This window comes from Bifidobacterium choloepi (assembly GCF_010667615.1).
GTDB lineage: Bacteria > Actinomycetota > Actinomycetes > Actinomycetales > Bifidobacteriaceae > Bifidobacterium > Bifidobacterium choloepi.
The window spans coordinates 1,204,291-1,229,399 of record NZ_VYSG01000001.1 but is presented as its reverse complement, the minus strand read 5'-3'; the positions used below and the strand labels follow the sequence as shown (position 1 = coordinate 1,229,399).

Below are 25,109 nucleotides of genomic sequence, written 5' to 3'. Positions count from 1 at the left end.
TCGACCCCTCGCTTCGCGGCCATGCCGCTCAGCGATCCCCTTCCAGGGGATTAGTCTCCAAGATGTCGCAAACCCGAGCTACCAGCTCGGGTTTGCGACATCAACAAGGGGCGACGGGTCCCGGAGGAAGGCCGGAACTCAGCTGGCGAGGCTCCAGCGCTTGAGGTCGATCTTGTGGATGACCTTCGTGACGACCTTGACGACAAGGCCGACGCAGATCATCGCGGCGACGGTGCCCTCGCGGACGCCGGCGGGAGCGCCGAGGCAGAAGATGGCCGACAGCAGGGCGATGATGACGCAGGACGAATCGAACACGATCTTGACGTTCGAGAACTTCTTGCCGAGCACGCGGGCGATCGTCTGGACGGTGCCCTCGCCCGGGTTCATGACGAGGTCGGCGCGGACCTCCATCGCGACGCCGATGCCGACGACGATGATGCCGCAGACGCACACGCCCCACTTGCCGAGGTAGGTGGACGGGGTGTCGAACTGCAGGACGGCGTCCCACATGTCGATCGACGTGCCCATCGCGAGCGCGAGGACGAGCTGCGCGATCTGGTTCCAGCGGGTCTCGCGACGCAGCAGCGCGATCTGCAGCAGCACGAGCACGACGTTCATGATGATCGTCGTCTGGCCGACGGTCAGGCCGGAGATCTGGCTCGTTGCGTACGGGATGCTCGAGATCGGCGACGTGCCGAGGCTCGCCTTGATCGACAGCGAGACGCCGAGCGCCATCAGCACGAGGCCGGCGAACATCAGCACGGCGCGCTGGATGACGTGCCGCTCGACGACCTTGCGGCCGAACATGCGGACGACGGACTGCCCGGCCCGGTCGACGGCCTCCTCGGCAGCCTGCTCGACGGTCGCGACGGCTTCTTCTGCGGCCTCGACCGCTCCGGCCGCCATCGTCGCCGGGCTGGCCACGGTGGCCTCCTCGACGGACGAATCGTTGAAATTATGGGAATTATTGCTGTTTGAAGTCGTTCCTAGCGTAACGACATCACTTCCTTTTTTCTGTTTCTCTTGTCTTCGCCGGTCAGTCGGCGTTGGCGAGCGCCGCGCGCAGCCGCGTGAGCAGGCTGTCGAGCTCGGCGATCTGCTGGTCGGTCAGTGCCTCGCGGATCGGGCGCTCCGATTCCTCGAAGGCGGCGTGCACGTCGACGGCGAGCTCGCGGCCACGGTCGGTGAGCGACACGAGGATGGCGCGGCGGTCGGCGTCGCTGCGGCGGCGGCTGATCAGGCCGGCCTGCTCCATGCGCGCGAGGATGCCGCCGATCGTCGCCTTCTCGATGAGGCAGCCGGCGGCGATCTGGCTCTGGTCGGCCTCGCCGTGCGCGTTCAGGAACTCGATGACTTTCGGCTGGCCCGGCGTCAGGCCGAGCTTGCGCGTGACATCGTTGACGCGGCGCATCAGTGTCAGATGGGCCGCCATCAGCTGGTAATGAACCGAATCCATGCTCTCTCTTGTCCAGTTTCGGTTGGTTGTCGGCTTGCCTGATTAGTAAGCAAGCAAACAGTATGCATGTTTACTTTTTAGCGTGGACAAGTGTGACGTCCACATCCTCGGCTCCCTTCCAGGGAGCCGAGGTCTTTATGACATCTTGCGGGCGAAAAGGGGTGGCCCCCGTTAGACTGACGGAAGAATCGTTCCGAATTGACGACCAAGGAGCTCCAGATGCTGCTGTCCGACCGCGATATCCTCGCCGCGCAGGCCGCGGGCCATGTTTCGCTGGATCCGTGGACGCCGGAGATGGTGCAGCCTGCGTCGATCGACGTGCGGCTCGACCGGTTCTTCCGGCTGTTCAACAACCATGCCTATACGTATGTCGACCCCGCCGAGAACCAGGGCGAGCTGACCGAGCAGTTCGAAGTCGAGCCCGACGAGCCGTGGATCCTGCACCCCGGCGAGTTCGCGCTCGGTTCCACGTGGGAGTATGTCAAGCTCGACTCGACACTCGCCGCGCGCCTCGAGGGCAAGAGCTCGCTCGGCCGCCTCGGCATCCTCACGCACTCGACGGCCGGCTTCATCGACCCCGGCTTCGAGGGACACATCACGCTCGAGCTGTCGAACGTCTCGACGCTGCCGGTCAAGCTGTGGCCGGGCATGAAGATCGGCCAGATGTGCTTCTTCCAGCTCAGCTCGCCGGCCGAGCATCCGTACGGCTCGCGTGGGACCGGTTCGCACTACCAGGGTCAGCGTGGCCCGACGCCGTCGCGCAGCTACGTCAACTTCTACAAGGCGGAGATCAAGGACTGACACCGTACATACCCCCTCTTCAGAGGGGGTCGAAATTGCGCAGCAATTTCGGGGGGAGTCCGCAAGGCCACCGGAACATGACGTTGCGTTCCAGCGCGCACTCGTCGCTGCGCGACGTCGTGCGAACTCCCACCGCTTCGCGGCTACGCCGCTCGGCGACTCCCTCTGAAGAGGGAGTCCACATTTCTCGACACGCCTGTAACTCGGCCATTTCGGTCAGCCGTTAGGCTTGAATTTACATGGTTTTTGGCGAGTGATCGTTCGGGCGTGACGGCCGGGTGAGCGCACCCCCGAACGTCGCCGGACGAAAGGGGCGGCCCGTGCAGATTTTCGAAATGGTGCTCTACATTATCGCGGCGGTGGTGCTGTCGTCGTTCCTGAGTCGCTTCATTCCGAAAGTCTCCACGCCGCTCGTCCAGATCCTGCTCGGCATTGTCGCCTCGCAGCTGTCGTTCGTGCCCGACATGGAGCTCGACCCGGAACTCTTCATGGTGCTGTTCATCGCGCCGCTGCTGTATCTCGAGGCGCACGACATCGACAAGTCGCAGCTCATCAAGTCGTTGAAACTGTCGCTGTCGCTGGCGATCGGCCTCGCCGTCGCGACGATGGTCGCCGTCGGCTTCGTATTGCACGCCATCTGGCCGGTGGTGCCGCTCGCCGCCGCGCTCGCGCTCGGCGCCGCGCTCGGCCCGACCGACGCCGTCGCCGTCAGCTCGCTCGGCAAGGAAGCGTCGTTGACCCAGCGCCAGGCCGGCATATTGAAGGGCGAATCGTTATTCAATGACGCTTCCGGCATCGTCGGCTTCCAGTTCGCCATCGCCGCCGCGCTGACCGGCGTCTTCGAAGTCGGCCAGGCCGTCGGCGAGTTCGCGATCTCGTTCGTCGGCGGCGCGCTGTTCGGCATCGTCGTCGGCATGCTGGCGAACTGGCTGTTCGAGACGATTCGTTCGTTCGGCTGGGAGACGACGACGACCCGCATCCTGATGGAGCTGTTCCTGCCGTTCCTGCTGTACCTCGGCGCCGAGGCGATCGGCGTCTCCGGCATCCTGTCCGTCGTCGCGGCCGGCCTGCTCATCCGGTTCGACCGCACCGGCATCGGGCCGAACGTCGCCCGCACGAACATCGTCTCGTCGTCGGTCTGGAGCGTGCTGTCGTTCTCGCTCAACGGCACCGTCTTCATCATGCTCGGCATGCTGCTGCCCGACGCGATGGAGGCGAGCTGGGAAGACCCGGGCATCTCGAACTTCACGCTGCTCGGCACGATTCTCGTCGTTGCGCTCGTCGTCATCGCGATGCGGTTCCTGTGGGTCTCGGCGATGCTGCGGCTGACGCGCGACCAGAAGACCGGCAAGCGCCGCAAGATGACGAAGGAACGCTGGCGCTCGGCCGCCGTCATGACGTTCGGCGGCCCGAAGGGCACGATCACGCTGTCGCTAATGTTCACGATTCCGTACACCGTCGCGTCCGGCGCGTGGTTCCCGATGCGCGACGAGCTCATCTTCATCGCCGGCGGCGTCATCGTCGTCACGCTGGTGCTCGCGAACTTCCTGCTGCCGATCGTCGCGCCGAACAAGGCGACGGACGATTCGAACGAAATCAACGAAATCTCGATCGAGGTGCTTCGCCGCACCGTCGAGGAGATGGCGGAACGCACGACGCCCGAGAATCGTGGCGCCATCATGCCGATCATCGACTCCTATACCAAGCGGATCACGCGACTCAAGCACCGCATCGGCGAGTTCGACCCGGCGAGCTTCCAGGAACTGCAGCTCGCCGCGTTCGACTGGGAGAAGGAGTACGTCAAGCACCGGCTCGCCGAGACGAAGGCGCATCCGCTCGAGAACAAGAAGGACCAGGAGCAGGAGATCGAGGCGTGCGAGCGGCTGCTCGACCAGATCATGAAGTCGCTGCGCCACACGATGAAGGACCACGATTCCGACCACATGGTCTGGATGATCAAGGGCCGCATGCGCGCGCTGCAGCGCCATACCGTGCAGGTCACGCGGCGCGTGACGAACAAGATCCGCCGCGACAGCCCGCTCGCCAACGAGGACGAAGTCTACGTGCGCACGCGCGCCATCCAGATCGACGCGATCGACTACGTCATCGACCGGTTGTACGAGGAAATGGCCGGCGACAAGTACAGCACCGAGGCCTGCTCGTCGCTGCTGCTCGACTACCGCCGCGCCGAGGCGTCGCTGAAGTCGCGCCCCGACGTCGTCAACAGCGCCCAGCTGGTGCGCCAGATCGAGGACTACAAGCGCGAGAGCTACGGCATCGAGCTCGGCGTCATCCAGGACATGTACGAGAACGGCGACATCACCCGCGCCCAGTCGCGCGCCCTGCGCCGCAACGTCTACATCATGAGCGTCGACGCCGACGCGAGCTTCTAGCGGGCGAGAGGTCCCTGGAAGCGAGGCTGGTGGTCGACTTGCGGAGTGCAGCTGGTTGCGCTCCGCAAGTCGACCCCTCGCTTCGCGGCCATGCCGCTCAGCGATCCCCTTCCAGGGGATTAGTCTGGGCGGCTAGACTGGACGGCATGGATCGGCAACGGATGGATGTGGCGATGGGGGAGGCCATCGCGCTGGCGAAGCGGGCGGCGCGGGCCGGAGACGTGCCGGTGGGGGCCGTCGTGCTGGACGCCGACGGAGCCGTCATCGGCCGCGGATTCAACACCCGCGAGCAGGGCGGCGGACCGCTCGCGCACGCCGAGGTCGAGGCGATGACGCAGGCGGCCGCGAGCCGCGGCGGCAACTGGAATCTCGACGACTGCACGCTCGTGGTCACGCTCGAGCCGTGCCCGATGTGCGCGGGGGCGTGCCTGCAGACCCATGTCGGGCGGATCGTCTTCGGCGCCTGGGACGCCAAGCTCGGCGCCTGCGGATCGGTCTGGGACTTGCCGCGCGATCCGCACGTCGGATCGTTCCCGGAAGTCCACGGCGGCATCCGCGAACAGGAGACGGCGGCGTTGCTCGCCGACTTCTTCCGGAGCCGGCGTGAGGCTACATCAGGCCCGACGTGAGGTCCTGGGCGAGGAGCCACTCGCGCAGGTCGGCGAATTCCTGCATGCTGACGGAGTGGTCGAGGCCGCGGTAGCCGCGCTCGGTGAGCCACGTGTGCTCCTCGAGCCACGCGACCGTCTCGAACAGCATGTACTTCGGGATGACGGTGTCGGCCTCGCCGTAGCCGAAGAACGTCGGGATGTTCAGTTCGGCGAGCTCGTCGTCGCCGGGGCATGTCGCGGCGACCTGGCCGGGGGCGAGGAAGCCGGACAACGAGATGGCGGCGCGGTAGCGGGTCGGGTTGATGCGCAGCAGCTGGATCGCGAGCATGCCGCCCTGCGAGAAGCCGAGCGGCACGACGGCGCGGTCGGCCGGCACGTGCTCGCCGACCCACCGGTCGACCGCCGTCGCCGCCGCGTACGCGTCACGGTCGAGGTCGGCGCCGGTCGGCACGGCGTCGTGCAGCCAGGAGTACGCGCCGGGCACCATCTGCCCGAACTGCGTGCCGGGATTCTGCAGGGTCAGCGGCGCCCGCAGCGCCACGAAGTCGTTGTACGGCGCGACATACTGCATGATGTCGGCGAGATCGTCCTCGTTCGACCCCCAGCCATGCAGCAGCACGAACAGCGGCCGGCGGGGATTCGCGGCGCCGTCGCCGCGGGAGAATCGTGCAAAAGGAACGTCGAGCGGCTCGCCGAACCGCCCGGGCACGACGGCCGACTCGCCGCCGATCAGCTCGTTATCTTCGCTCATGGCTCCCACTGTAGCGGCCCTCCGCAGGTTACGCCCGCCGGTGTCTTGCGAGCCGCGGCTGGTCATGTTCCCCTGGACGTCACCAACCCGGGCCGACAGCTCGGGTGGGTGACATCCAAAGACCGCTATCAGGCGCACAGTGCGCCGAGCGGCACGACTGCGACGTCCGGTTTGCCGTCATCGCGGAGGACAGTGGCCATCGTGCCGCCGGTCAGGACGAGCAGGAACGACGGTGCGCCCATGTTGGCCTGATCGACCTGCCCGGCGACGCGACGCAGGCTGTCGGCGCCGACCTCGGCCTGACTCTCGCCGAGCTTGACCTCGACAAGTCCCCACCGGCCATCCGGCATGACGACGACGGCGTCGGCCTCGAGATTGTTGGCGTTGCGGAAGTAATAGACGCGGCCGCCGAAGGTTTCCGCGTAGACGCGCAGCTCATGCACACACAGCGATTCGAAATACAGGCCGAACGTGTTCGCGTCCTTGAGCAGGATGTCTGGAGTGATGCCGCTGACGGCGCAGCCGATGGACGGATCGGCGAAATGGCACTTCGGCGACGTGCGGGCGGCGACCTTCGAACGCAGCGACGGTTCCCAGCCCGGCAGTCCCTCGATGACGAAGGCGCGGTTCAGGACGTCGAGATAGTCGGAGAGAGTCGGTCGCGACGGGGCCGAATCGCCCATGTCGAGGCGGATGGTGGTCTGTTTCGCTGGCTGCGCGGTGGTGCGCGCATACGACTTCATGATGAGCTCCATCCACTTGCGGTTGCGCTGTGTGCCGTCCATGCGGGAAATGTCGTTCTCCAGCAGAAGCTCGACGTATTGGCGTGCCATGTCGAGTGCCGTGTCCTGCGACGACGCGAGGACAGCTTCGGGCCAGCCGCCGCGGCAGATGATGAAGGCGAGATCCTCGAAGTCGAGCTTGGACGTGGCGCCAGCGAAATCGCCGCCGTCGAACAGTGCCTGCAGCGATACTTGCGCCGTGGATTCGCCGGTTTCGGCGAGGCTCATCGTGCGCATGTCGAGAATGGAGAATCGTCCCACTCCCGAATGCGCGGGATGTACGGACGGCGTAGCCGAACCGGTGAGGATGTACTGACCGGCCCCCGAGTGCCGGTCGATCGCGAACTTGACGGCATCCCACAGCTTCGGTTCCATCTGCCATTCGTCGATGAGCAGTGGCTTGTCGCCGGTCAGCAACAGGCTTGGCGTCTCCTTCGCCGTTCGCAGCCGCATCTCGAGGCCGTCGGGGTCCTGCATGAAGAGGACGCTGTTGGCCTGACGCTCGCCAGTGCTCGTCTTGCCGCACCATTTTGGGCCGCGAATCAGGACGGCTCCGGTAACGCCGAGCAGGTGCTCAAGCTGGCTGTCAGCGTAGCGGGGCAGGTAGTTGTCTTCCATGCCAGATCTCCTTGACTTTACACTTTGCGTAAAGTTCAGTTTACACTTTGCGTAAATTTAAGTTTACACCTTGCGTAAGATTGGACTGTTGGCAGGCACGATTCGTGCGACGGGCGCAGTTTTCTTGGCAATATGCCAATATTCAATCCTCCCCCGGAGGTCGGGGCTTTTGCAGTTTGCGCAGGGTTGATTTTCCGTCTTGCGTAAAGTGGACTGTATTGTATGTGGTTCGCGGAAAGGACGGGACGATGGTGGGGATGCGCGACGTGGCGAAGAGGGCCGGGGTGTCGCTGAGCAGCGTCTCGCTGGTCGTCAACGGCACCGGCTACGTCTCCGACGAGATGCGCGAGCGCGTCGAGCGGGCGATGGCCGAGCTCGACTACGTGCCGAACCAGCTCGCGCGCAACTTCCACCGCAACCGCGCCGGCATCATCGGCGTCATCGTGCCGACGATCCGTCATCCGTTCTTCGCGACGCTGACGGCGGCGATCGAGCGGGAGCTGTCGGCGCGGGGGCTGCGGGCGATGCTGTGCTCGACGGCCGACGCCGCCGAGGGCGAGGCCGACTACGTCGACATGCTCGAGCGGCGCACCGTCGACGGTCTCATCGTCGGCTCGCACACCGCGCACAATCCCGACTACTGGTCGTCGATCGGCCGGCCGATCGTCGCGTTCGACCGCGTGCTCGGCGCCACGATTCCCGCCGTCTGTTCCGATCACGAGGCCGGCGGCCGGCTTGTCGCCCGGCAGCTCGTCGAGTCGGGCTGCCGTCACGTCGTCATGGTCGGCGGTCCGCGCGAGCAGTTTCCCGTGAAACAGAACGATTCTTCCGTTGATCATGTGAAACAGTCTGGCGCCGCCGCGGACGAATCGTTCGATGACAAGACTCGTGAAACCGCCGGGATTCCGGGAACAACCGGCACGACGACGTTCCCGACGGTGCGCTACTACATGACGCTCGAGCGGCTGCTCGACGAGGCCGGCATCCGGCACGACTACATCGAGGCCGGCGAGGTGAGCAGTCTCGAGGGCTATCAGGAGGGCGTGATGCGGGCGTTTCGCGAGTTTCCGGACATGGACGCGCTCGTCAGCTCCGACATCGGCGCCGCGACGGCCGTGTGCGAGGCGAGGCGACGCGGCGAATCGGTGCCGGAGCTGCTGGAAATAGTCGCCTACGACGGCACCTACGTCGCCGATGTCGCCGGCGTCAGCTGCGTGCGCCAGGACTTCGACGCCATTGCGAAGGCGCTCGTCGGCGAGATGGTCGCGCTGATGGACGGCGCCGACGGTGACGGCGACGAGGGCGCCGGTGACGGCGGTGCCGCCGCGACCGCGCCGCTGCAGACGATCATCCCCGTCATGTGGCGCCCCGCCTCGACGACGAGATGACGCGGACAGGGCGCGGATGATGGACGCGGGCGGGCTGCGGACATGAAAGGGCCCGCCCTCCGGAGTCAACGCTGCATGGGAGGACGGGCTCACCCGAAAGAGAAAAGAAGAGGTAAAGAAAATCTAGATTATGACCATAAGCGCCTCCCAGGGGTCGAGCAATGATGTGGATAGCCTGACCGCACTGCCTTCGGCGGTGTAGTTGGTCAGGACTATCTCGTCCGGGTTGCAGCCGTCGGCCGGCAACAACCTCCTCGTCGAGGCCGGTAGCGGCTGCGGGTCCCCGGACAGATTGACGGCGACCAGGATCTCGAGGTCGCCACGGCGGCGCGTGAACGCGTAGACATGCGGATCATCGTCATCGACGAGATGCCACGTGCCCGCGGCCACGACATTGCTGATATGACGCAGCGTGATCAGCTGCTTCGTGAACGAATAGACCGATTCCGGATCGCGCGTCCTGCCGGCGGCGTCGATCATGTCGGCGACAAGGCCGTCGGGTTCGGCGAGATGCTGGGTGCCGGCGAGGTCGCCCGCATCGACGCCGTCGGCGGAGCCGGTGGATTCGGCGGAGTCGGCGGCCTGCTCCGATTCGCCGGGGCAGCCGCAGCCGCCCACCTCGGCGCGCCGGGCCTTCGGATCGGCCAGACCGAGTTCGTCGCCCTGATAGATGATCGGCGTGCCGCGATGCATCTGCAGCAGCATCGCGAGCGCCTTCGCCGAATGCACGCGCATCGTCTCGTCGCTGTCGTCGCCCCAGCCGCTTACCGGCCGGCACTGGCCGGGACCGCCGGCGAACAGCGCCGTCCATCCGCTCGAGCGCACGGCGGCCTGTCGTGCGGCCAGCTCGTGGCGCAGGGATCGCACGGAACAGGGAACGGTGCGCCACCGGCCGGCCGGCAGGTCGATGCCGAGGTGACCGGGCAGCAACAGCATGTCGAGCTCGTCGCTCGCCGGATCGGTGACGATGCCGCTGCGGGCCGGCGAGATGCCGGGCCCCTGGCCGATAAGCAGGCAGCCGTCGCGGCCATCAACGGTCGCCCGGCGCAGCTCGCGCAGGAAGCCGTCGAGCCGCGGGCCGTCGGAACAGAACGGGAACGGCGACGAGAAGCCGTCCTTGCCGCGCGGTCCCTCGAGAAAGTCGGAGCCGGGCTCGCCGGGCAGCCGGCCGCGGATGTCGGTCGCCTTCGAGATCTGCGTGACCGCGTCGAGGCAGAAGCCGTCGACGCCGCGGTCCAGCCACCAGTTCATCGTCGTCGCGATCGCGTTGCGGACGGCGGGATGCTCCCAGTTGAGGTCGGGTTCGTGGACCGAATACTGGTGCAGGTAGTACTCGCCGCGTCTCGGGTCGAACTGCCAGGCCGAGCCGCCGCAGTACGATCCCCACCCGTTCGGCTCGGCGCCGGGCGTGCCCGGTTCGTGGCCGGGCCGTGCCGGCCGCCACCAGTACCAGTCGGCGAGCTCGCCGTCGCGGTCGCGCGAGGCCTGGAACCACGGATGCTCGTCGGACGTGTGGTTCGCGACGAGGTCCATCATGACCCTGATGCCGCGGCGATGGGCCTCGTAGATCAGCTTGTCCATGGCCTTCATCGTGCCGAAGATCGGGTCGATCGTGCGGTAGTCGGCGACGTCGTAGCCGTCGTCGCGCTGCGGCGACAGGAAGACCGGGCCCGGCCAGACGACGTCGACGCCGAGGTCGGCGAGATAGTCGAGACGCCGCACGATGCCCTCGAGGTCGCCGATGCCGTCGCCGTTCGAGTCGGCGAACGTCGCCGTGTCGATCCGGTAGATGACGGCGTTTGCCCACCACGGATTCGGCGTCGCGCCGTTCGTGTGGATGAAGTCCGGAATCCGTGCCCGCCGGCAACGGCGGCTCGTCGCCGTCGGGCGGTCGCCGATGCCGCGGATGCCGGCGGCCGCGAGCCGCGTGCCGTTGTCGGCAGGGGTACTGTCGGCGGCGCCCTCATTGGTGGATTCCGTGCCGGTGGTGCCTGTACTGTTCACGATTGATATTCCTTTCGATCTTGTCTGGTCGAGCTGTCCGGTTGAGTTGCCCGATGTCCGGTCTGTCTGGCCTGTGTGTCCCGCGCGCCGGCCGCCTACTTGACGGCGCCGCGCATGACGCCGCCGACGACCCACTTCTGGGCGAAGACGTAGACGATGAGCACCGGGGCCATCGCCATCAGGTAGCTGGCGAACGCCATCGGATAGTTCGACGTGAACTGGCTCTGGAAGACGTACTGGGCCAGCGGGATCGTCTGGTTGTCGGAATCGGTCAGGACGATCAACGGCAGCAGGAAGTCGTTCCACGCCCACAACGCCGTCGTGATCGCGATCGTCGCGTTGATCGGACCCATCAGCGGGAAGACGATGCGCCAGAACACGCCCCACGTGGTGGCGCCGTCCATGCGCGCCGCCTCCTCGAGGGACGGCGGGATCGACTTGATGAAGCCGATCGCGATGAACAGGTTCGTGCCGAGGCCGAGGATCATGTACAGCAGGATCAGGCCGACCTGGTTGTCGAGATGCAGCACGCCCATCTGGTGCGCCAGCGGCAGCATGACGACGGTGAACGGCACGAACATCATCGCCAGGAAGAAGTAGTAGAGGAAACGGAAGAACCGCTTGTCCATGTTCCTGGCGACCGCATACGCGACGAACGTGTTCGTCAGCAGCGTCAGCACGATCGCCGCTACCGTGACGATCGCCGAATTGAGGGCCGCCCGCGGGTAGTCGACCTTGTTCCACGCGTCGGCGAAGTTGCCCCATTGCCACGACGTCGGCAGGCTGAACGTACCGGCTTCGGCCGGTGTCTTCAGCGCCGTGACGATCGTGAAGTACAGCGGGATCAGGATGGTCAGCGACAGCACGGCGACGACGGCCGTCAGCCACCAGTTGACGTGATGGTCGCGGCGTGCCTTCCCGTCGCGGTTCCTGCGGGAATGCCCGAGATTCGACGATTCCCCGCGTTCCATGTGTTCGTCGGCGATGATGGCCGCTTCCGGTTGTGCAGTGGACATGACGACTGTCTCCTCAAGTAGTGTTCGTTTCGATTGACGATTCGTCCGCCCGGACGAATCGTCGCTGCTGATGACGGGAACGATTTGCGCTCAGACCTTCTCCCTGCCGCTGAAGAACTTGAGCTGGACGAACGCGAGCACGGCGAGCACGACGAAGAACGTGACGGCGTTCGCCATCTGGTAGGCGTACTCGCCATTGCCCAGGCCGTTCGTGAAGATCAGGTACGAGACGGTCTCGGTCTTCGAGTCCGGGCCGCCGCCGGTCAGCGCGACGACCTGGTCGAACGTGCCGAGCGAGTTTTTCAGGCTCAGGACCATGTTGATCGTGAAGAACGGCCCGATCAGCGGGAACGTGATTCTCCAGAACCGCTGCCACGCGTTCGCGCCGTCGATGTCGGCGGCCTCGTAGACCTCGGCGTCGATCGTCTGCAAGCCGGCCAGGTACAGCAGCGTCGAATAGGCGACACCCTGCCAGATCGACAGGAAGACGACCGGGAACCACGCGAGGTCCGGATTCGTCAGCATCGACGTCGACATCCAGTCGATGCCGAGCCGCTGTCCCAACGCCGGCAGCGGCACCATGAAGATGTACTTGAAGACGTAGCCGATGACGAGCACCGACAGGATGTACGGAATGAAGTAGATCGCGCGGAAGCCCTTCTTGAACGCGATCTTCGAGTCGAGCAGCACCGCCAGGAACAGCGCGATGAAGTTCACGAAGACGGTGACGAGCACGGCGACGAAGACCGTGAACAGGTAGGCGTGGCCGACACGGGCGTCCTGGAACATCGCGCCGTAGTTCTTCAGCCCGATGAACTTCCAGCTGCCGTAGCCCTGCGAGTTCGTCAGCGAGTAGAACGCGCCTTGCAGGAACGGCCAGTACAGGAAGACGCACACGAGGATGACGGCCGGAACGGTCATCCAGTAGTAGGCGTGGTCCACCTTGCGCGACGAGAAGCGGGAGACGCGGTGCCGTCCCGATGATGCGGTGCCGGGCTCCGGCGCCGGCGTCTTCGGGAATTCCGACGTCCGCGGCAACGCCGCGTCGCCCGGGTACGACGACAGGACCGGCGAGCCGGACATCGTCCCCGATACCGACGGGAAGGGGCCGTCGAGGATCGGCGCCGACTGTAGGTTGCGTGAGGCCTGCATGATGGTTGTCTCCTTGGTGCTCTTGCTTGCCATGACTCTTTCCGTACCCTTTCCACTTCCACGGGCTGGATGGTTTCTTTCGCTGGCGTTCCGCGGGTTTTCGGGAGTTTCCGCGGGTTTTCGAGGCTCGTTTCGCGGTCCGTTCCGCAGTGCCGCCTCCTACCGGAAGTTGCGCGCCTCGATCTTCTCGTAGGCGGCCTGCAGCGAATTCAGGAAGTAGTTGACGTCACGGGTGGTGGCCAGTGCCTGCAGATAGCCGTTGAGGTTAATGCTCGCCGGCACGAAGTGGTCGCAGAAGTCGGTGATGCGCGACTGCTCGAAGAACGGCAGCACGTTCGTCAGCGCGTCGTTGCCGACATAGGTGTCCCTGTACGGGCCGAATGCCGACTGGTTCTTGCAGTAGTCCTCGATGTTGTCTTCCTGGTACAGGAAGTCGACGAACTCGCGGGCTTCCTTGTAGTGCTTCGTGTTGGCGCCGATCGTGATCAGGACGTCGTCGCCGGCCGTCAGCTGCTGTTCGTCCGCGTTGTCGGAGGCCGGCATCTGGGCGAATTCGAAGTCCATGTCGGCGTTGATCAGCTGGACCTGCGGGATGGCGTACGTGCCGAGCGGCAGGATGGCGGCCTTGCCGTTCGCGAAGTCCTGCGTGGCCTGCTGGTAGGTGATGGCCGGATTGGCCTGCGCATAGTCGCCGAACAGCGTGGCCAGCTCGTCGGCGCACGGTTTCCACAATGTCTGCAACGTGGTGTCGCCGCGCGCCAGGTCGGTGTATTCGCTGACCGGCACCAGCGTGGAATTGAGCGAGCTCAGCGGCGCGGCGATCGTCCACGAGTCGGCGTAGCTGAACTCGAGCGGTGCAATGCCGTCGTCCTTGAACTTCTGGAGGACCTTGATGAATTCGCTCCACGTCTTCGGCGGATCGGTCGGATCCAGGCCCTCCTGGCGCCAGAGCTCGGAGTTGATGATGTAGCCGGAGGCGTTGCCGGCATACGGCAGCGCGTAGAGCCGCTTCTTCGATTCGTCCTTCGTCTGGACGAGCGACCTGGCGATCTCGACCATGCCCGGATTGAGCTCGTCGACAAACTCGTCGTCGGTGAAGTCGTGGAAGACGCCGGTCTCGGCCAGCAGGCCGTAGTTGATGTCGCCATTGACAGTCATGACATCCGGTACGCGATCCTTGACCAGGCGCGTGCGCAGGTCGGTCGTGGCGTCGGACGAATTGTTGACCTTGATCTTGATGTTCGGATGGGTCTTCTCGAATTCCTCCGCCTTGGCGGTAAACCAGCTGGCCGCCTCCGCCTTGAACTGGAAGAAATCCAGCGTGATGGTCTGGCTGGCCGATCCGCAACCGGCAAGGCCGAATCCCATGGCCAGCGCGCATGCGACGGCGCAGGCGCGGACGACCAATCCCTGTCTCTTCTGTGTCATCTGTGTCATCTGACGGCACTCCTTGTGGTTCTCTCCGGATCGTCTCGCCCGCGGGTCATACCCCCGCGAATCGTTCTCCCCGACGGCTTTCCGAAGCCGTTTCCCTTCGTCGCCATTGATCGTACGGGGTGGTATTTTTCATTCCCACCGCCGAGCGAGTCCCCCGCATAGCACAGGAAAAAGGAAGGATTTTGCTTTATAGTGAAGGAAATCAGGGGGGTATGTGTCCTGAGGGGGAGAAAACACGATGACGAGGGAAAATACCATTCCTCGATGGTTCGACGGTTCCGACAACATGCACCGGACGGCCCGGGCCATTGCGAAATACGGACCTGTCGCGCAGGCGCCGCTGGCGCAGCTGGAAGGGCTGACGTCGGGCACACTGTCCCGGATCGTCGGCGATCTCGAGGAGCTGGACGTCGTCGTCGAGGGCGGCGAGGACGGCTTTGGCGAGGGCGACGGCGGCGAGCGCCGCGGTCGCCCGCAGACACTGCTGCAGCTGAACCGGCAGGCAGCGACGGCGATCGGCATGAAGGTGACCGGCGACGAGATCGTCGCGACGGCGATCGACTTCGGCGGCGACGCCGTGACGGCGGCGTACCGCCGCCAGATCGTCGACCGGCAGCCCGACGCCGTCGTCGCGCTGATTGTCGGCCTCGTCGACGACTGCGAGCGCGAGCTGGCGCTGCGCTCGCTGCCGCGGCCGGTCGGCGTCGGCGTGGCGTTCGGCGGCCACGTGGTCGACGGTTCCGTCGTCGACTACGCGCCGTTCCTGCACTGGAACGATCCTGTCGACGTCGGCGCCGTCGTCTTCGAGCGCACCGGCCTGCCATGCGCCGCCTTCAACGACGTCAACTCGCTCGCCTTCATGGAGAGCTGGTTCGGCGAGGGGCATGGCCTTGGCAGCCTCGCCGTCGTCACCGTCGGCGCCGGCATCGGCTACTCGCTGACGGCGAGGGGCGAGCTCGTCGACGGCTCGAACGCCAGCTACGGACTCGCCGCCCATGTGCCGCTCGATTCCCGCGGGCCGCTGTGCACGGCGGGACATGTCGGCTGCTCGCAGTGCCTGACCGACGAGTCGCTCGCCACGCAGTACTCGGAACTGCGCGGCACCGCCGAGACATTCGACGACTTCGTGCGCGACGCCCGCGACAACGTGCCGCAGGCGACATTGCTCGCGAACCGCATCTGCTTCCGGATCGGCACGCTGGTCGCCGCGATCGCGAACCTGGCGATGCCGGAGAAGGTGGTGCTGTCCGGCGAATCGGCGTTCGTCGCCAAGTTCGACGCCGAGTCGGTGCGCGAGGGCATTGCGCAGTTCCGCCACACGCAGGCCGCTCCCGTCGACTTCGCCGTCGTCGACCACCCCGCCTCCGACTGGGCCCGCGCCGCCGCCACGAGGGTGATCGGGGAATACCTGAGGTGAGGGATGTCGGCGACGTCAGTGCTCGCCGAACATCGTTTCGGCCTGCACGACAGTCACGCCATCGATCGACGGGACTTCGCACTTGGTGAACAGGTAGAACTGCCGGTCTGTCGGACCGTCGATCAGTTCGGCTCGGTGCCGCAGCAGGTCGGCGGCTTCGGTGGCGTTCAGCGAGTTGCGCCACTTGCACTCGCCGAAGATCATCTTGCCATTGATGTCGTCTTCGATGATCAGGTCGATATCGGCTTGCTCGCGGAGGGCCGGATCGTTCCCCCACCACTTGCCGACCTGCGACGGCAGGATGTCGAGTCGCCCGGCGCGACGTTCCGTCAGCATCCATTGCTGGCAGATGCCCTCGAACTGCTGGCCGACGTACGTGTCGAAGACCTCGCCTTCCGTACCCAGCTGCGCTGCCGCGTCGCCGTCGCCGCGCTCGATCGCGCCGATCGACGGTGCGACGAACCGGAACCAGTACGCGAAGAACGGCTCGGTGATGTAATACTGGCTCTTTTTCGACTTCGCCGACCGGTCTCCGAATGGCAGGTCGCGGCGCGCCAGGCCAAGCTCCTCGAGCGTCTTGAGATAAAACTGCAGGCTGGTGGCGGCGATGCCGGCACGTTCGGCGATGCCCTTCGCCTTCGTCTCGCCATGCGCGATTGCTTCCAGCACGCTGCGATAGACATTCGGCTCGCGCAGTTCCTCGCGCAGCAGCATGGCCGGCTCGTCGAACAGCGGGCCGAGCTCGTCGAAGCACAGTGCCGTCATGTTTCCCGCGAACGATTCGCCCTCCGCGAGCTGGCGCAGATAATACGGCGTGCCGCCAAGGGCCGCGTAATACTCGAATCGTTCCTGCCATGCGGCGTTGGACGGCATCAATTCGATGGCTTCCGCCATCGGCAGCGGCTTGAGCTTGATCTGCGCCGTGCGGCGGCCGAACAGCGGACTCGACGATCCGAGCACCTCGCTCTCCATGAAACCCTGGTTGCTCCCGCACAGGATCGTGAAGACGCCGGCTTCGGCGAAATCGTGATCGAGGACGATCTGCATGGCCGACGGCAGGGACGGCTCGGCCTGTGCGGCATATGGGAATTCGTCGAAGACGAAGATGAACTTGCCGAAGCTCCTGCCCTTCTCGGCAATGTAGCGCAGCAGGTCCAGCCATGCCGGAGGGGCACCGATCGGATCCGGCTCGCCAAAGAACCGTGCCGTCGCCAGCGCCAGTTCGCGCCGGTTGTTCTCGTCACTGCGCTCGCTCGCCGTGAACCACAGTGTCGGCTTATCCTGGCTGAACCGGCGGATCAGCGACGTCTTGCCCACGCGCCGGCGTCCGTAGACGACGATCGTCTGCTGGTCGTCGCGCCCGTACCGCTCGTCCAGCATCGCCAGCTCGCGCTCGCGTCCCACAAACCGATTGTCCGCCATGCCGTCTCCTTTCGCCTCCGTTCTGCCTAACAGAGTTACGACTATTATAGTCACGACTATAATAGTCGTGACTCTGGCTTCTCTTTTATCATGGCACCATCCTGTGGCCGGACCACGGGACGGTGCCATGACGAGGTGGAACTGATGGGCTTAATAAAGCCAATTTTTCAATCTTGCATTTTCTTTCTTACACGTAAGATTGAAAATGTAAGAAAGAAAGATTGGGGCGAATCGTGACGACTGCGATCATGCCGCCGACGGCGGCGCTGCCGGCCATCAGGAACATCGTGGCCGCGTCGAAGCCGCTCGCGCGCCAGCACGGCGTCACCGCCCTCTACCTGTTCGGTTCGATGGCGAAGGGAACGGCGACGGAAACGTCCGATGTTGACTTGATCTACGAGATGGACGATTCGCGCGACTGGAGGGAAACCGAAGCCTTCCGCGCCGACCTGCGCGCCGTCCTGCACCGCGAGATCGATCTCGTCAGGAAAAGTTACCTCGAGATTCCCAAGACCGATCCCTACGAACGCGAGCTGCAGGACCTCTTCATCCGCAGCGTCGCCAAGGGGCCGCTGATCAGGATCCTGCCCGACGACGGCGATGCGCGATGAACGACGTCGAAAGGGATCTCTCGCTGCTCCGGCAGGTGCAGCATCATCTCGAACAGGCCGTGGAATTCCTGGGCGACTTGTCGCTGGAAGAATTCCTCGACGACCAGATGCGCCAGTATGCCATAGCGAAGGCGTTGGAAACGGCCGGCGAACAGGCCAGCAAGGTGTCCGCCGAATACGCCGGTCGGCATCCCGAGGTGCCGTGGGTCGGGCTGCGTGGACTGCGCAACCGCATCGTGCACGATTACGAAGGCGTCCTGTTCGCGGTGGTCTATGAAACCGTGCGCCGCGACATTCCTCCGCTCGTGGAGATGCTGGCGTCTCTCGTGGACGAGTTGCGTGCGGAGGTGAAGGAATCGGACGACGACGGTCGGGGCAGCCTCTTCGACCACACCGTCGATGGCAACCGGCTGTGACGTCCAGAGAAGCGGCAGGGAGAGGTTCGAGAAGAGAAAGAAGCGGTCAGACTGTCATCAGCACCCGTACGCGTCGTAGCTCGCGCACAGCATGTTCATGGCCTTGAACAGGCGGTAGGTCCAGATGAACGGGCCGACGATGATGAGCGAGCCGAGCACGTCCCACAGCCAGAAGTCGCTGGGACCGAAGACGTATGGAATGCCGCGGCGCCGCAGCTCGTCGCGGATCCGCGAACACAGGTTGTGGCCCTACACCAGCGGCAGGATGCCGAATGTCAGCCAGGAAAAGATGAAGTAGACGAGGCAATAGTTCATCGTCTTGCGGTTGTCGTAGCGGCTCGCGATCGTGTTGATGTTCGTCGAGATGACCGTCATGACGTAGATGCCGTAAATGCCCAGCGTCACGATCGACAGCAGCACGAACTTGAGCAGCGACCGGTTGGTCGGCAGCTGTGCGTTCGGCGGCAGCGGGCTCCAGCCGCCGTTCATCGCGGGCGTCGGCGCGCCGTAGTACGTCATCGTTGGTTTCCTTTCGCACGATTCTCGCGGCTCTCCGTTTCCTGATGATCAGGACGATTCCCGCCGCTTCCGGCCAGTCTCGCACATTCTGCCTTGCTTGTAAACGATTTTCCGGTCTCTTCCTTCCCTCTTCCCTTCCTGTCGACCTGATCTTTTTGCCGGTACAAACCCGAGCTGCCAGCTCGGGTTTGTAACGGCTATGAAGGAAAGGGCGAGCGGGCAGCGCCATGCTTTCTGCCTCATGGGATCGGTTTTCTGCATCATATTCAGCTAGAATGATGCAGAAAACACGGGTGGTGAGGCAGGAAATCATGGAATCGTTACGTCCATACGATCAGCGCGCGGAAAGCGTGCTTTCCTCGCGAATCGTCGCATTGCTGACAGCCATTCACGCCGCGCAGGCCCGCACATCGCTGCTGTCCGAACGCGAAGGTGCCCAGCTGGACCGACTGGTCGAGGTCGCGAAGGTGCAGAGCACTGCCGCCTCCAACAGCATCGAGGGAATCCGCACGTCGGACGCGCGCATGGCGGCGCTGATGGCGGAGAAAACCACGCCGCACAACCGCGACGAGGAGGAAATCAGCGGCTACCGCGACGTGTTGAATACCATCCACGAGCAGCATGACTATATACCGGTCACGCCGAACGTGATCCTGCAGCTGCACCGTGACCTGTTCCGTCATACGCCGCTATCATTCGGCGGCCATTTCAAGGACACCGACAACGTCATCATGGAAGTCGGTCCGCAAGGCGCCAACCGCGTCCGTTTCCGGCCGCCTTCCGCACTGGTCACTCCCGACCTCGTCGAGGAGATCTGCCGGAACTACCGACAAGCCATTGCGCTGGAATCGGTCGACCCGCTGCTGGCGATTTCGATGTTCGTGTTCGATTTCACCTGCATCCACCCGTTCAATGACGGCAACGGGCGCATGAGCCGGCTGCTGACGTTGCTGCTGATGTACCAGAGCGGCTTTACGGTCGGCAAGTACGTGAGTCTGGAGCATCTGATCGAGCAGTCGAAGGACACCTACTACGAGGCGCTGGCGGCCAGTACCGCCGGCTGGCCGGATGCCAACGACTATGCACCGTTCGTCCAGTACCTCCTGTCGGTCATGCTCGATGCCTACAAGGAGCTGGAAGACAGGCTCGGGCCGCAGACCAAGGCCGAGCGCATCCGGCGACAGCTGCGGCAGACGGTCGGCACGCTCTCGAAACGGGAGCTGCGGGAACAGCTTCCCGACATCAGCGAAACGACGATCGAGCGCGAGCTCAGGCGCCTGCTCGACGAAGGAGAGATCGAGAAGGTCGGCAAGGGGCGCTCCACCCGATACCGTTACGTCGCGATGCTGCCATCATCGCGGCAAGATGACTGACAAGAGCGTCGGCTTTTCGTCTGCCTTGACGATCGGTCTTTTTCGTTCCGGTAGCTTGCTGCCGTTACTCCACTCGCCACTCCATGTCCATGACCTCGTCGAGCATCATCTCCAGCTCGCTCCAGCCGTCACCGACGCGAAGGGCATGGCGGCGCTCGCCGTCGACGAGCTGTCCTCGTCGGACAGCGTCAATGACGGCGGCGGCGATCGCGTCGTAACCGCCATCCTCGATCTCCGTCCTCGTCATCGCCGCCAGATCGTCATCGGCGAGCGCCGTCCCGCTCCCGTAATTCGTTGTCAGCCAGTCGGCCACTTCCTCACTGTTTCCGGTGAACGATTCATCCGCATTCCTGTTGCGGAGGGTCAGAAGCGGCGGCTCGTTTAGTCCCTCCTAATGGACATGCATCACGACCGTGAACTCGTGTCAAATGCCTCTGGCTTCCTTCAGTGCGACCGGAACGGTCTTTTTGCGGGTTGTCTAATTTGCTATTCACCCGCAGCTGTGCGCCGATTGGTGTTTATCGCCGTGACGGGTTTAGCATGACCAATGAATACCCCCGTTAATTGTGAAGGGCGATTGCGGTGGGTGAAGAGAAGAAATCGAGAACAGAGAAGAGGCACTCATGGGGAAAGTACGCCAAATTTTAGGGATTGCTGCGTGCGCCGTGCTGACGGTCGCTGTGGCTGGCTGCGGTAGTCAGGGGAGTATACCTGCCGATAGTGAGAAGGTCTATACAAACGAAGAAGTAATCGGGATGCTGGAGGACGGCCTCCGAGCTCGTTTTGCTCTCACTGCTGGAGAAGATGATGCTCCCAAGGGAGATCAGCAAGTGTGCGAGGAATGTGACAATGTGGAGTATGACAAAATTTCCGGCTTGCGGTATGCGAAGTTCGAGGACAGCAAGTTACAGGAAAAAGTGATTTCATACCTCAATACGCTCGAGGAATCTAAGGAAGTAATTAGCCATTATTCATTCGATGACCTGCAGCTCTACTCCGACTGGGATGCCGTATATGACAATAAAACAGTTCTCTTGAAGGATTTCGTCAACGACTACGGATTGAAGCTCGGTGGCAATGATCAAAAGGTGTTGGATGAGCTAGTTGCCAATGGCAAGACGGTGACGAAGGCAAACGAGGTCAAGAAGGCCTTGACTGCCATTCTCGAGAAAGTGCAGTTCACGTGCCCCAGTGAGGAGGATTCGAATACTGATCCATGGGGATTATTTGACTCTGATTGTGAAGCGGTCATCGATAACTCCACTCAGTATTCTTTTGCCGACTTGTATTTGACGGCCTCTCTCTACGATGCTGACAACGTCAAGACGGAGAAGACGGTTTCGATTGATTCAATGAAGGCAGGAGAAAAGGTTAAGGTGCAAGTGGCCCCTGACGCCAATACGAAGGACATCAAGCTATCGATTTCGTCCTACACATTGGTGAAATAATTCTTCCTTCGGTTGTCATGTATCCCGCGCTTGAATTTCGGGATACATGACAACCGAAGGGAGAATTAGGGCAGTACGACGAAAGAGCTAGCTGCCGATTGCGCTATGCCCATCGGATTGATCATTCAGCTGATGAGACCGTTGCGGCATGGGCCCTCGTTGGAATCATCGCGTTGGCAAAACTGTCTGTGCGTCAGTTGTGAATGAGCTGTAATTGCCGAAATATGCAGGTCTTGGTCAAGGTAGATCTAGGCAAGCGGCACGGGGATGTAGCCGCTTCCAATACAAGCTTTCATTAAGGATTACATTGAAGTCTCTTCGTAAGATTGTGGCCGTTTCGCTCGGTCTGCTGATTCCCATGACAATGGCTGCCTGCGGTTCCGAGGCCGCCGAAGACAAGGTGTACTCAGATCAGGAAGTCATGAAGGTTGTTTCCAAGGGCCTGGAGAGCCGTTTCGCTTTAGCCGAGCAGGGAAACGAAGCCAGCCGTGAGTACTATCAGGCGCTGATCGATGCCGAGTATTCGCATACCGGCTCGCTGAAGAACGTGCAGTTCGAGAACGGCAAGCTGCAGGAGAAGACGATTTCCTACGTCAATGTTCTTGACGATTCTCGTGATGTTCTCGACGAGTACGCTTTCAATTCGTTGGACTTCTCCACTGCATGGACCGAGGCCTACGACTCTCGCACTGCGATCATTAAGGAATTTGTGGAGGACTATGGTCTGACTGTGAGCAATGGTTATCAGTCCACCCTGAACGAGCTTGTCGCTAACGGCACTGCTGCCGCGAAGAGCAAGCATGCTGAGGAGACGCTGGAATCGTTGCTTTCGAACGTCGAATTCTCGTGCACACCTGATGAGTGGAGTGATTACTGCACGTATGAGGCAGTAGTGGAAAACACATCTGAGCTGTCGTACAAGGACATCACTCTCAGCGTAAGCGCCTACGATTCCGACGGCATTAAGACCGAAGAATATGCCGGTATCACCACATGGGCTCCCGGGGAGAAGGTGAAGCTCACCTTCTGGACTGACGTTGATGTGCAGAAGACCGATATCTCCATCTCTTACTACTCGGTTGCCGACTGATGGTCGACGTTGGCAATGAGGTGGGGCTCATGCACGATGCGTGAGCCCCACCTCATTGCCAACGGCCACTATTACTTCAGGCGTCTAGGCGGTATGGACACCAAACAAACGCGAGTTCGGGCCCCGCAAAAACGAAAGACCCGGCCCCAAACGAGACCGGGTTCACCACTTGCCTAAATCACTGGAATCAACAAAATTAGGCGACTCTCAGTGTAGCACACGCACTTACTGCTCGGTTGTCGACTGATCGCCAATGATCACTGTTACTTCAGGCGTCTAGGCGGTATGGGCACCCAACAGATTCGAGGCGCTGCAGGCATCCGAGTACGACTTTGCTCTGGTGATCCGTGAGTACCTTGCCTTGTGCCGCGAGGTGGATGCAGTTGCGTTCTTTCTCGCTGCCTTCGGCTTCTGCACGTAGCCAGTTCTCTACTTCCTTCCAGAACGTGGTGCCCGCGTTGACGACAGTGCGTACATTTTCGATACCGGTATCTTCACGCTGCTGACGACGGCTCTGCTGCCTTTCCTGGTACAGTTCTTCCGGAGAAACGAGCTTGGCGAGCCATACGGAGTCCCAGACGACATCGGCTTCCTTGATCCGTGCCCAGCATTTCTCCTGCTTAGCCCACTCCGAAATGTTCCGATAGCCGGGTGCCGGATGCATCAAGACATCATGGACGACGTCAGCTGCCTGCTCAATGGCGTGGGTGAAAGATTCGTCGATTCCCTGGTTCTGCCAGATAGCACCGAAATTGACTTGCTTTCCCTGACTCTTGGCTGCGTGAGCCAAAAGCCCGATAGTAAATGCCACATGTTGTGCACGGTAACCGCCGATTTCATACCACTCCATCCGCGGTACCTGGTGTTCGGTGGCGTCCCAAACGATCTTCTTGGCCACGAGCGTCTTGAAATACATCTCGTTGAACTGCAGATCATCCTTTTCCCATTGGGAATCGACGATTCTGGCAAACTCGGCAAAGTTTTTCTGGGCACCACGATTGACGAAGTTGGGCCTATCTGTCCACGACATTTCGTACTTCGCCAGTTGTGTCTTATCGAAGCGCTGATTCTTCGGATACTCCTCGAGGAACTTGCGCTTTTCCGCACTGGAAAGATAGGCCTGTGCATCGTTGTACTGGCCACGAGCACGTTCATAGAACCACTTCGTCTGGGTGAACGAGCCTTCCTTGGCCGGGGCGAGAATGCGGCGCGAAAATCCTTCGATCTTCGTATGGAAGGGATGGTTGGAGAACAGGTCGGCCTTGGAAACGGCATTCTGGCTGTTGGCATACTCGGAAATCAGAGGGACCAAGCTCTTGGCTTCCTTGGGCTCGATGATGCTCAGCTTCATCTGGACGAAGACTTGGCTCAGATCCTTGCCGGCACGGTAAGCGGCATGGATAGATGCGGTGGTCTGTCCGCCATTGACGATCTGCAGGTTGTCAAGTGCGAGAATCTTGAGCCCCTCGGGAGTTTGCTTGGTCTCGATCTGCTCGGCAGTTGCAGTAATGCCGTTGTTGAAGGAAAAGAACATGCCAGGCTGATAGAGCAGCGTGTTGCGAATCCCCTTGTTAACCTTGCTGCGAGCCTGCAGGAAGACACGAACGTTTTGTTCAAGCAGACGAGCGCCCCAACGGTCATAGATACGAGCCAAGTCTTCGCCCGGAATGGCGGCAAGATACACGTCATTGTCGGAATCGGGCGCGCTCGCCAGCAGCGTCTTCACCGGTTCGAGTGGTTTCTGGTCAAACCGTACTTCCAGAGGCTCCCTCTCGCCGGAAGCGGAGACTAGTGCGGCAAGACGGCGCAGATCCCAGACGCTATACGCAATCGTCTTTCCCTCGTACAGGCCGGCGCTCTTGCCGTCAACACGACTGCTGAGTTCCTTGTTGGTCACCAAGTAGAGCGAGATTTTGGAGATCTGGTTCCACCTGGTGCTGATCATTTCAGCTAGGCCAAAAGCCGGGTCCGTAGGCGTAAGAGAGCGACGCCAAGAGGTATCGCGTGCTTTTTCGAGGAACCTCATGAGGCGCTGGAACCGAGAGTTCATGTCACGGGCATTCAGCTTCTCCAAGTCATTCCCCTGATGAAAATCAAGAATGATGAGGCCAAGCGTCAACGGCTCCGACGGATCTGCTGTGGAGCGGCTTTCAAGCGGATCTCCGCAATATCCGTCCACGCGTACGCGTCCGTCTAGTGACGCGTACGGTGCGTATTCGGCATCGTTGATTTCACCGGTGTCGATGAGCAAGTCAGTGGTGTACCAGAAGAAGGCTTCCTCCTTCCAGATTCCCTTGCTGTCGCTTTCGCTGGTGACTTCGTGGAAAAGCTCTTCTGCGAACTGTTCGAGTGGTGTTACATCTGCCATGGGGTTTCTGCTTCCTGCGTCAGGTCCTGATTGGTG

Annotated in this window: 22 protein-coding genes; 11 read left to right on the top strand and 11 right to left on the bottom strand. The window is 62.5% G+C overall.

Annotated elements, in window-relative coordinates; translation table 11 throughout:
• Positions 1-138: 138 nt before the first annotated feature.
• Positions 139-924 carry a YczE/YyaS/YitT family protein gene (locus tag F6S87_RS04940; protein WP_163227454.1) on the bottom strand — a complete coding sequence of 262 codons (786 nt, stop codon included), beginning with the start codon at positions 922-924 and terminating at the stop codon, positions 139-141.
• Positions 925-1,036: 112 nt separating this feature from the next.
• A complete protein-coding gene (locus tag F6S87_RS04935; RefSeq protein WP_163227453.1) occupies positions 1,037-1,456 on the bottom strand; it encodes a MarR family winged helix-turn-helix transcriptional regulator in 420 nt (139 codons plus the stop codon).
• Positions 1,457-1,675: 219 nt separating this feature from the next.
• On the opposite strand from F6S87_RS04935, the gene dcd reads away from it, so the two are divergent.
• From dcd to F6S87_RS04920, 3 genes are all read left to right on the top strand, one after another.
• Positions 1,676-2,257: a dCTP deaminase gene (dcd, locus tag F6S87_RS04930; protein ID WP_163227452.1), complete on the top strand. Its 582-nt coding sequence runs from the start codon at positions 1,676-1,678 to the stop codon at positions 2,255-2,257.
• A gap of 320 nt (positions 2,258-2,577) precedes the next feature.
• The gene (locus F6S87_RS04925) at positions 2,578-4,650 is read left to right on the top strand and encodes a Na+/H+ antiporter (RefSeq protein ID WP_163227451.1); all 2,073 of its coding nucleotides are present in this window, start codon (positions 2,578-2,580) and stop codon (positions 4,648-4,650) included.
• 146 nt (positions 4,651-4,796) lie between these two features.
• On the top strand, positions 4,797-5,279 hold the full coding sequence (locus tag F6S87_RS04920; protein ID WP_231129342.1) for a nucleoside deaminase: 483 nt from the start codon (positions 4,797-4,799) through the stop codon (positions 5,277-5,279).
• Here F6S87_RS04920 and F6S87_RS04915 read toward each other — a convergent pair.
• Together F6S87_RS04915 and F6S87_RS04910 are read right to left on the bottom strand one after the other, a co-directional pair.
• Positions 5,260-6,012 (bottom strand): alpha/beta hydrolase, encoded by a 753-nt coding sequence (locus F6S87_RS04915; protein ID WP_163227450.1) that lies wholly within the window; start codon positions 6,010-6,012, stop codon positions 5,260-5,262. The two genes, F6S87_RS04920 and F6S87_RS04915, sit on opposite strands and share 20 nt — an antisense overlap.
• A 128-nt stretch (positions 6,013-6,140) precedes the next feature.
• Complete coding sequence (locus F6S87_RS04910; RefSeq protein WP_163227449.1) at positions 6,141-7,412, bottom strand: ATP-binding protein; 1,272 nt, start codon at positions 7,410-7,412, stop codon at positions 6,141-6,143.
• Positions 7,413-7,660: 248 nt separating this feature from the next.
• Here F6S87_RS04910 and F6S87_RS04905 point away from each other — a divergent pair, with 248 nt between their 5' ends.
• Positions 7,661-8,800, top strand: coding sequence for a LacI family DNA-binding transcriptional regulator (locus tag F6S87_RS04905; protein WP_163227448.1), 1,140 nt, complete (start codon positions 7,661-7,663; stop codon positions 8,798-8,800).
• Between the two features lie 123 nt (positions 8,801-8,923).
• On the opposite strand, the gene F6S87_RS04900 is transcribed toward F6S87_RS04905, so the two are convergent.
• From F6S87_RS04900 to F6S87_RS04885, 4 genes are all read right to left on the bottom strand, one after another.
• Positions 8,924-10,804 (bottom strand): alpha-amylase family glycosyl hydrolase, encoded by a 1,881-nt coding sequence (locus tag F6S87_RS04900; protein ID WP_331270752.1) that lies wholly within the window; start codon positions 10,802-10,804, stop codon positions 8,924-8,926.
• Positions 10,805-10,899: 95 nt separating this feature from the next.
• Positions 10,900-11,775 carry a carbohydrate ABC transporter permease gene (locus F6S87_RS04895; RefSeq protein WP_163227606.1) on the bottom strand — a complete coding sequence of 292 codons (876 nt, stop codon included), beginning with the start codon at positions 11,773-11,775 and terminating at the stop codon, positions 10,900-10,902.
• Between the two features lie 135 nt (positions 11,776-11,910).
• The gene (locus tag F6S87_RS04890; RefSeq protein ID WP_231129341.1) at positions 11,911-13,005 is read right to left on the bottom strand and encodes a carbohydrate ABC transporter permease; all 1,095 of its coding nucleotides are present in this window, start codon (positions 13,003-13,005) and stop codon (positions 11,911-11,913) included.
• A 126-nt stretch (positions 13,006-13,131) separates the two neighbouring features.
• Entirely contained in the window at positions 13,132-14,409 is a 1,278-nt protein-coding gene (locus F6S87_RS04885) for an ABC transporter substrate-binding protein (RefSeq protein ID WP_231129340.1), read from the bottom strand.
• A gap of 238 nt (positions 14,410-14,647) precedes the next feature.
• Here F6S87_RS04885 and F6S87_RS04880 point away from each other — a divergent pair, with 238 nt between their 5' ends.
• The gene (locus tag F6S87_RS04880) at positions 14,648-15,826 is read left to right on the top strand and encodes an ROK family protein (RefSeq protein WP_163227447.1); all 1,179 of its coding nucleotides are present in this window, start codon (positions 14,648-14,650) and stop codon (positions 15,824-15,826) included.
• A 15-nt stretch (positions 15,827-15,841) separates the two neighbouring features.
• Here F6S87_RS04880 and F6S87_RS04875 read toward each other — a convergent pair whose 3' ends face one another.
• Positions 15,842-17,248 carry an ATP-binding protein gene (locus tag F6S87_RS04875; RefSeq protein WP_163227446.1) on the bottom strand — a complete coding sequence of 469 codons (1,407 nt, stop codon included), beginning with the start codon at positions 17,246-17,248 and terminating at the stop codon, positions 15,842-15,844.
• Positions 17,249-17,481: 233 nt separating this feature from the next.
• Between F6S87_RS04875 and F6S87_RS04870 the strand changes: the two genes are divergently transcribed.
• On the top strand, positions 17,482-17,859 hold the full coding sequence (locus F6S87_RS04870) for a nucleotidyltransferase family protein (RefSeq protein WP_331270751.1): 378 nt from the start codon (positions 17,482-17,484) through the stop codon (positions 17,857-17,859).
• Entirely contained in the window at positions 17,856-18,275 is a 420-nt protein-coding gene (locus tag F6S87_RS04865; protein ID WP_163227445.1) for a HepT-like ribonuclease domain-containing protein, read from the top strand. Before F6S87_RS04870 ends, F6S87_RS04865 begins: the two co-directional genes overlap by 4 nt.
• A gap of 249 nt (positions 18,276-18,524) precedes the next feature.
• Here the strand turns inward: F6S87_RS04865 and F6S87_RS08735 are convergent, their stop codons facing one another.
• The gene (locus tag F6S87_RS08735) at positions 18,525-18,794 is read right to left on the bottom strand and encodes a DUF4234 domain-containing protein (RefSeq protein WP_231129339.1); all 270 of its coding nucleotides are present in this window, start codon (positions 18,792-18,794) and stop codon (positions 18,525-18,527) included.
• A gap of 311 nt (positions 18,795-19,105) precedes the next feature.
• On the opposite strand from F6S87_RS08735, the gene F6S87_RS04855 reads away from it, so the two are divergent.
• The 4 genes from F6S87_RS04855 (at position 19,106) to F6S87_RS04840 (ending at position 22,705) form a co-directional block, all read left to right on the top strand.
• Complete coding sequence (locus tag F6S87_RS04855) at positions 19,106-20,167, top strand: Fic family protein (protein ID WP_163227444.1); 1,062 nt, start codon at positions 19,106-19,108, stop codon at positions 20,165-20,167.
• Entirely contained in the window at positions 20,160-20,552 is a 393-nt protein-coding gene (locus F6S87_RS04850) for a hypothetical protein (protein WP_163227443.1), read from the top strand. The genes F6S87_RS04855 and F6S87_RS04850 overlap by 8 nt, the downstream gene beginning before the upstream one ends.
• A 238-nt stretch (positions 20,553-20,790) precedes the next feature.
• Complete coding sequence (locus F6S87_RS04845) at positions 20,791-21,615, top strand: hypothetical protein (protein WP_163227442.1); 825 nt, start codon at positions 20,791-20,793, stop codon at positions 21,613-21,615.
• A gap of 307 nt (positions 21,616-21,922) precedes the next feature.
• Positions 21,923-22,705: a hypothetical protein gene (locus F6S87_RS04840; protein WP_163227441.1), complete on the top strand. Its 783-nt coding sequence runs from the start codon at positions 21,923-21,925 to the stop codon at positions 22,703-22,705.
• Between the two features lie 268 nt (positions 22,706-22,973).
• Here the strand turns inward: F6S87_RS04840 and F6S87_RS04835 are convergent, their stop codons facing one another.
• Positions 22,974-25,073 (bottom strand): AIPR family protein, encoded by a 2,100-nt coding sequence (locus F6S87_RS04835; protein WP_163227440.1) that lies wholly within the window; start codon positions 25,071-25,073, stop codon positions 22,974-22,976.
• Positions 25,074-25,109: the final 36 nt, after the last annotated feature.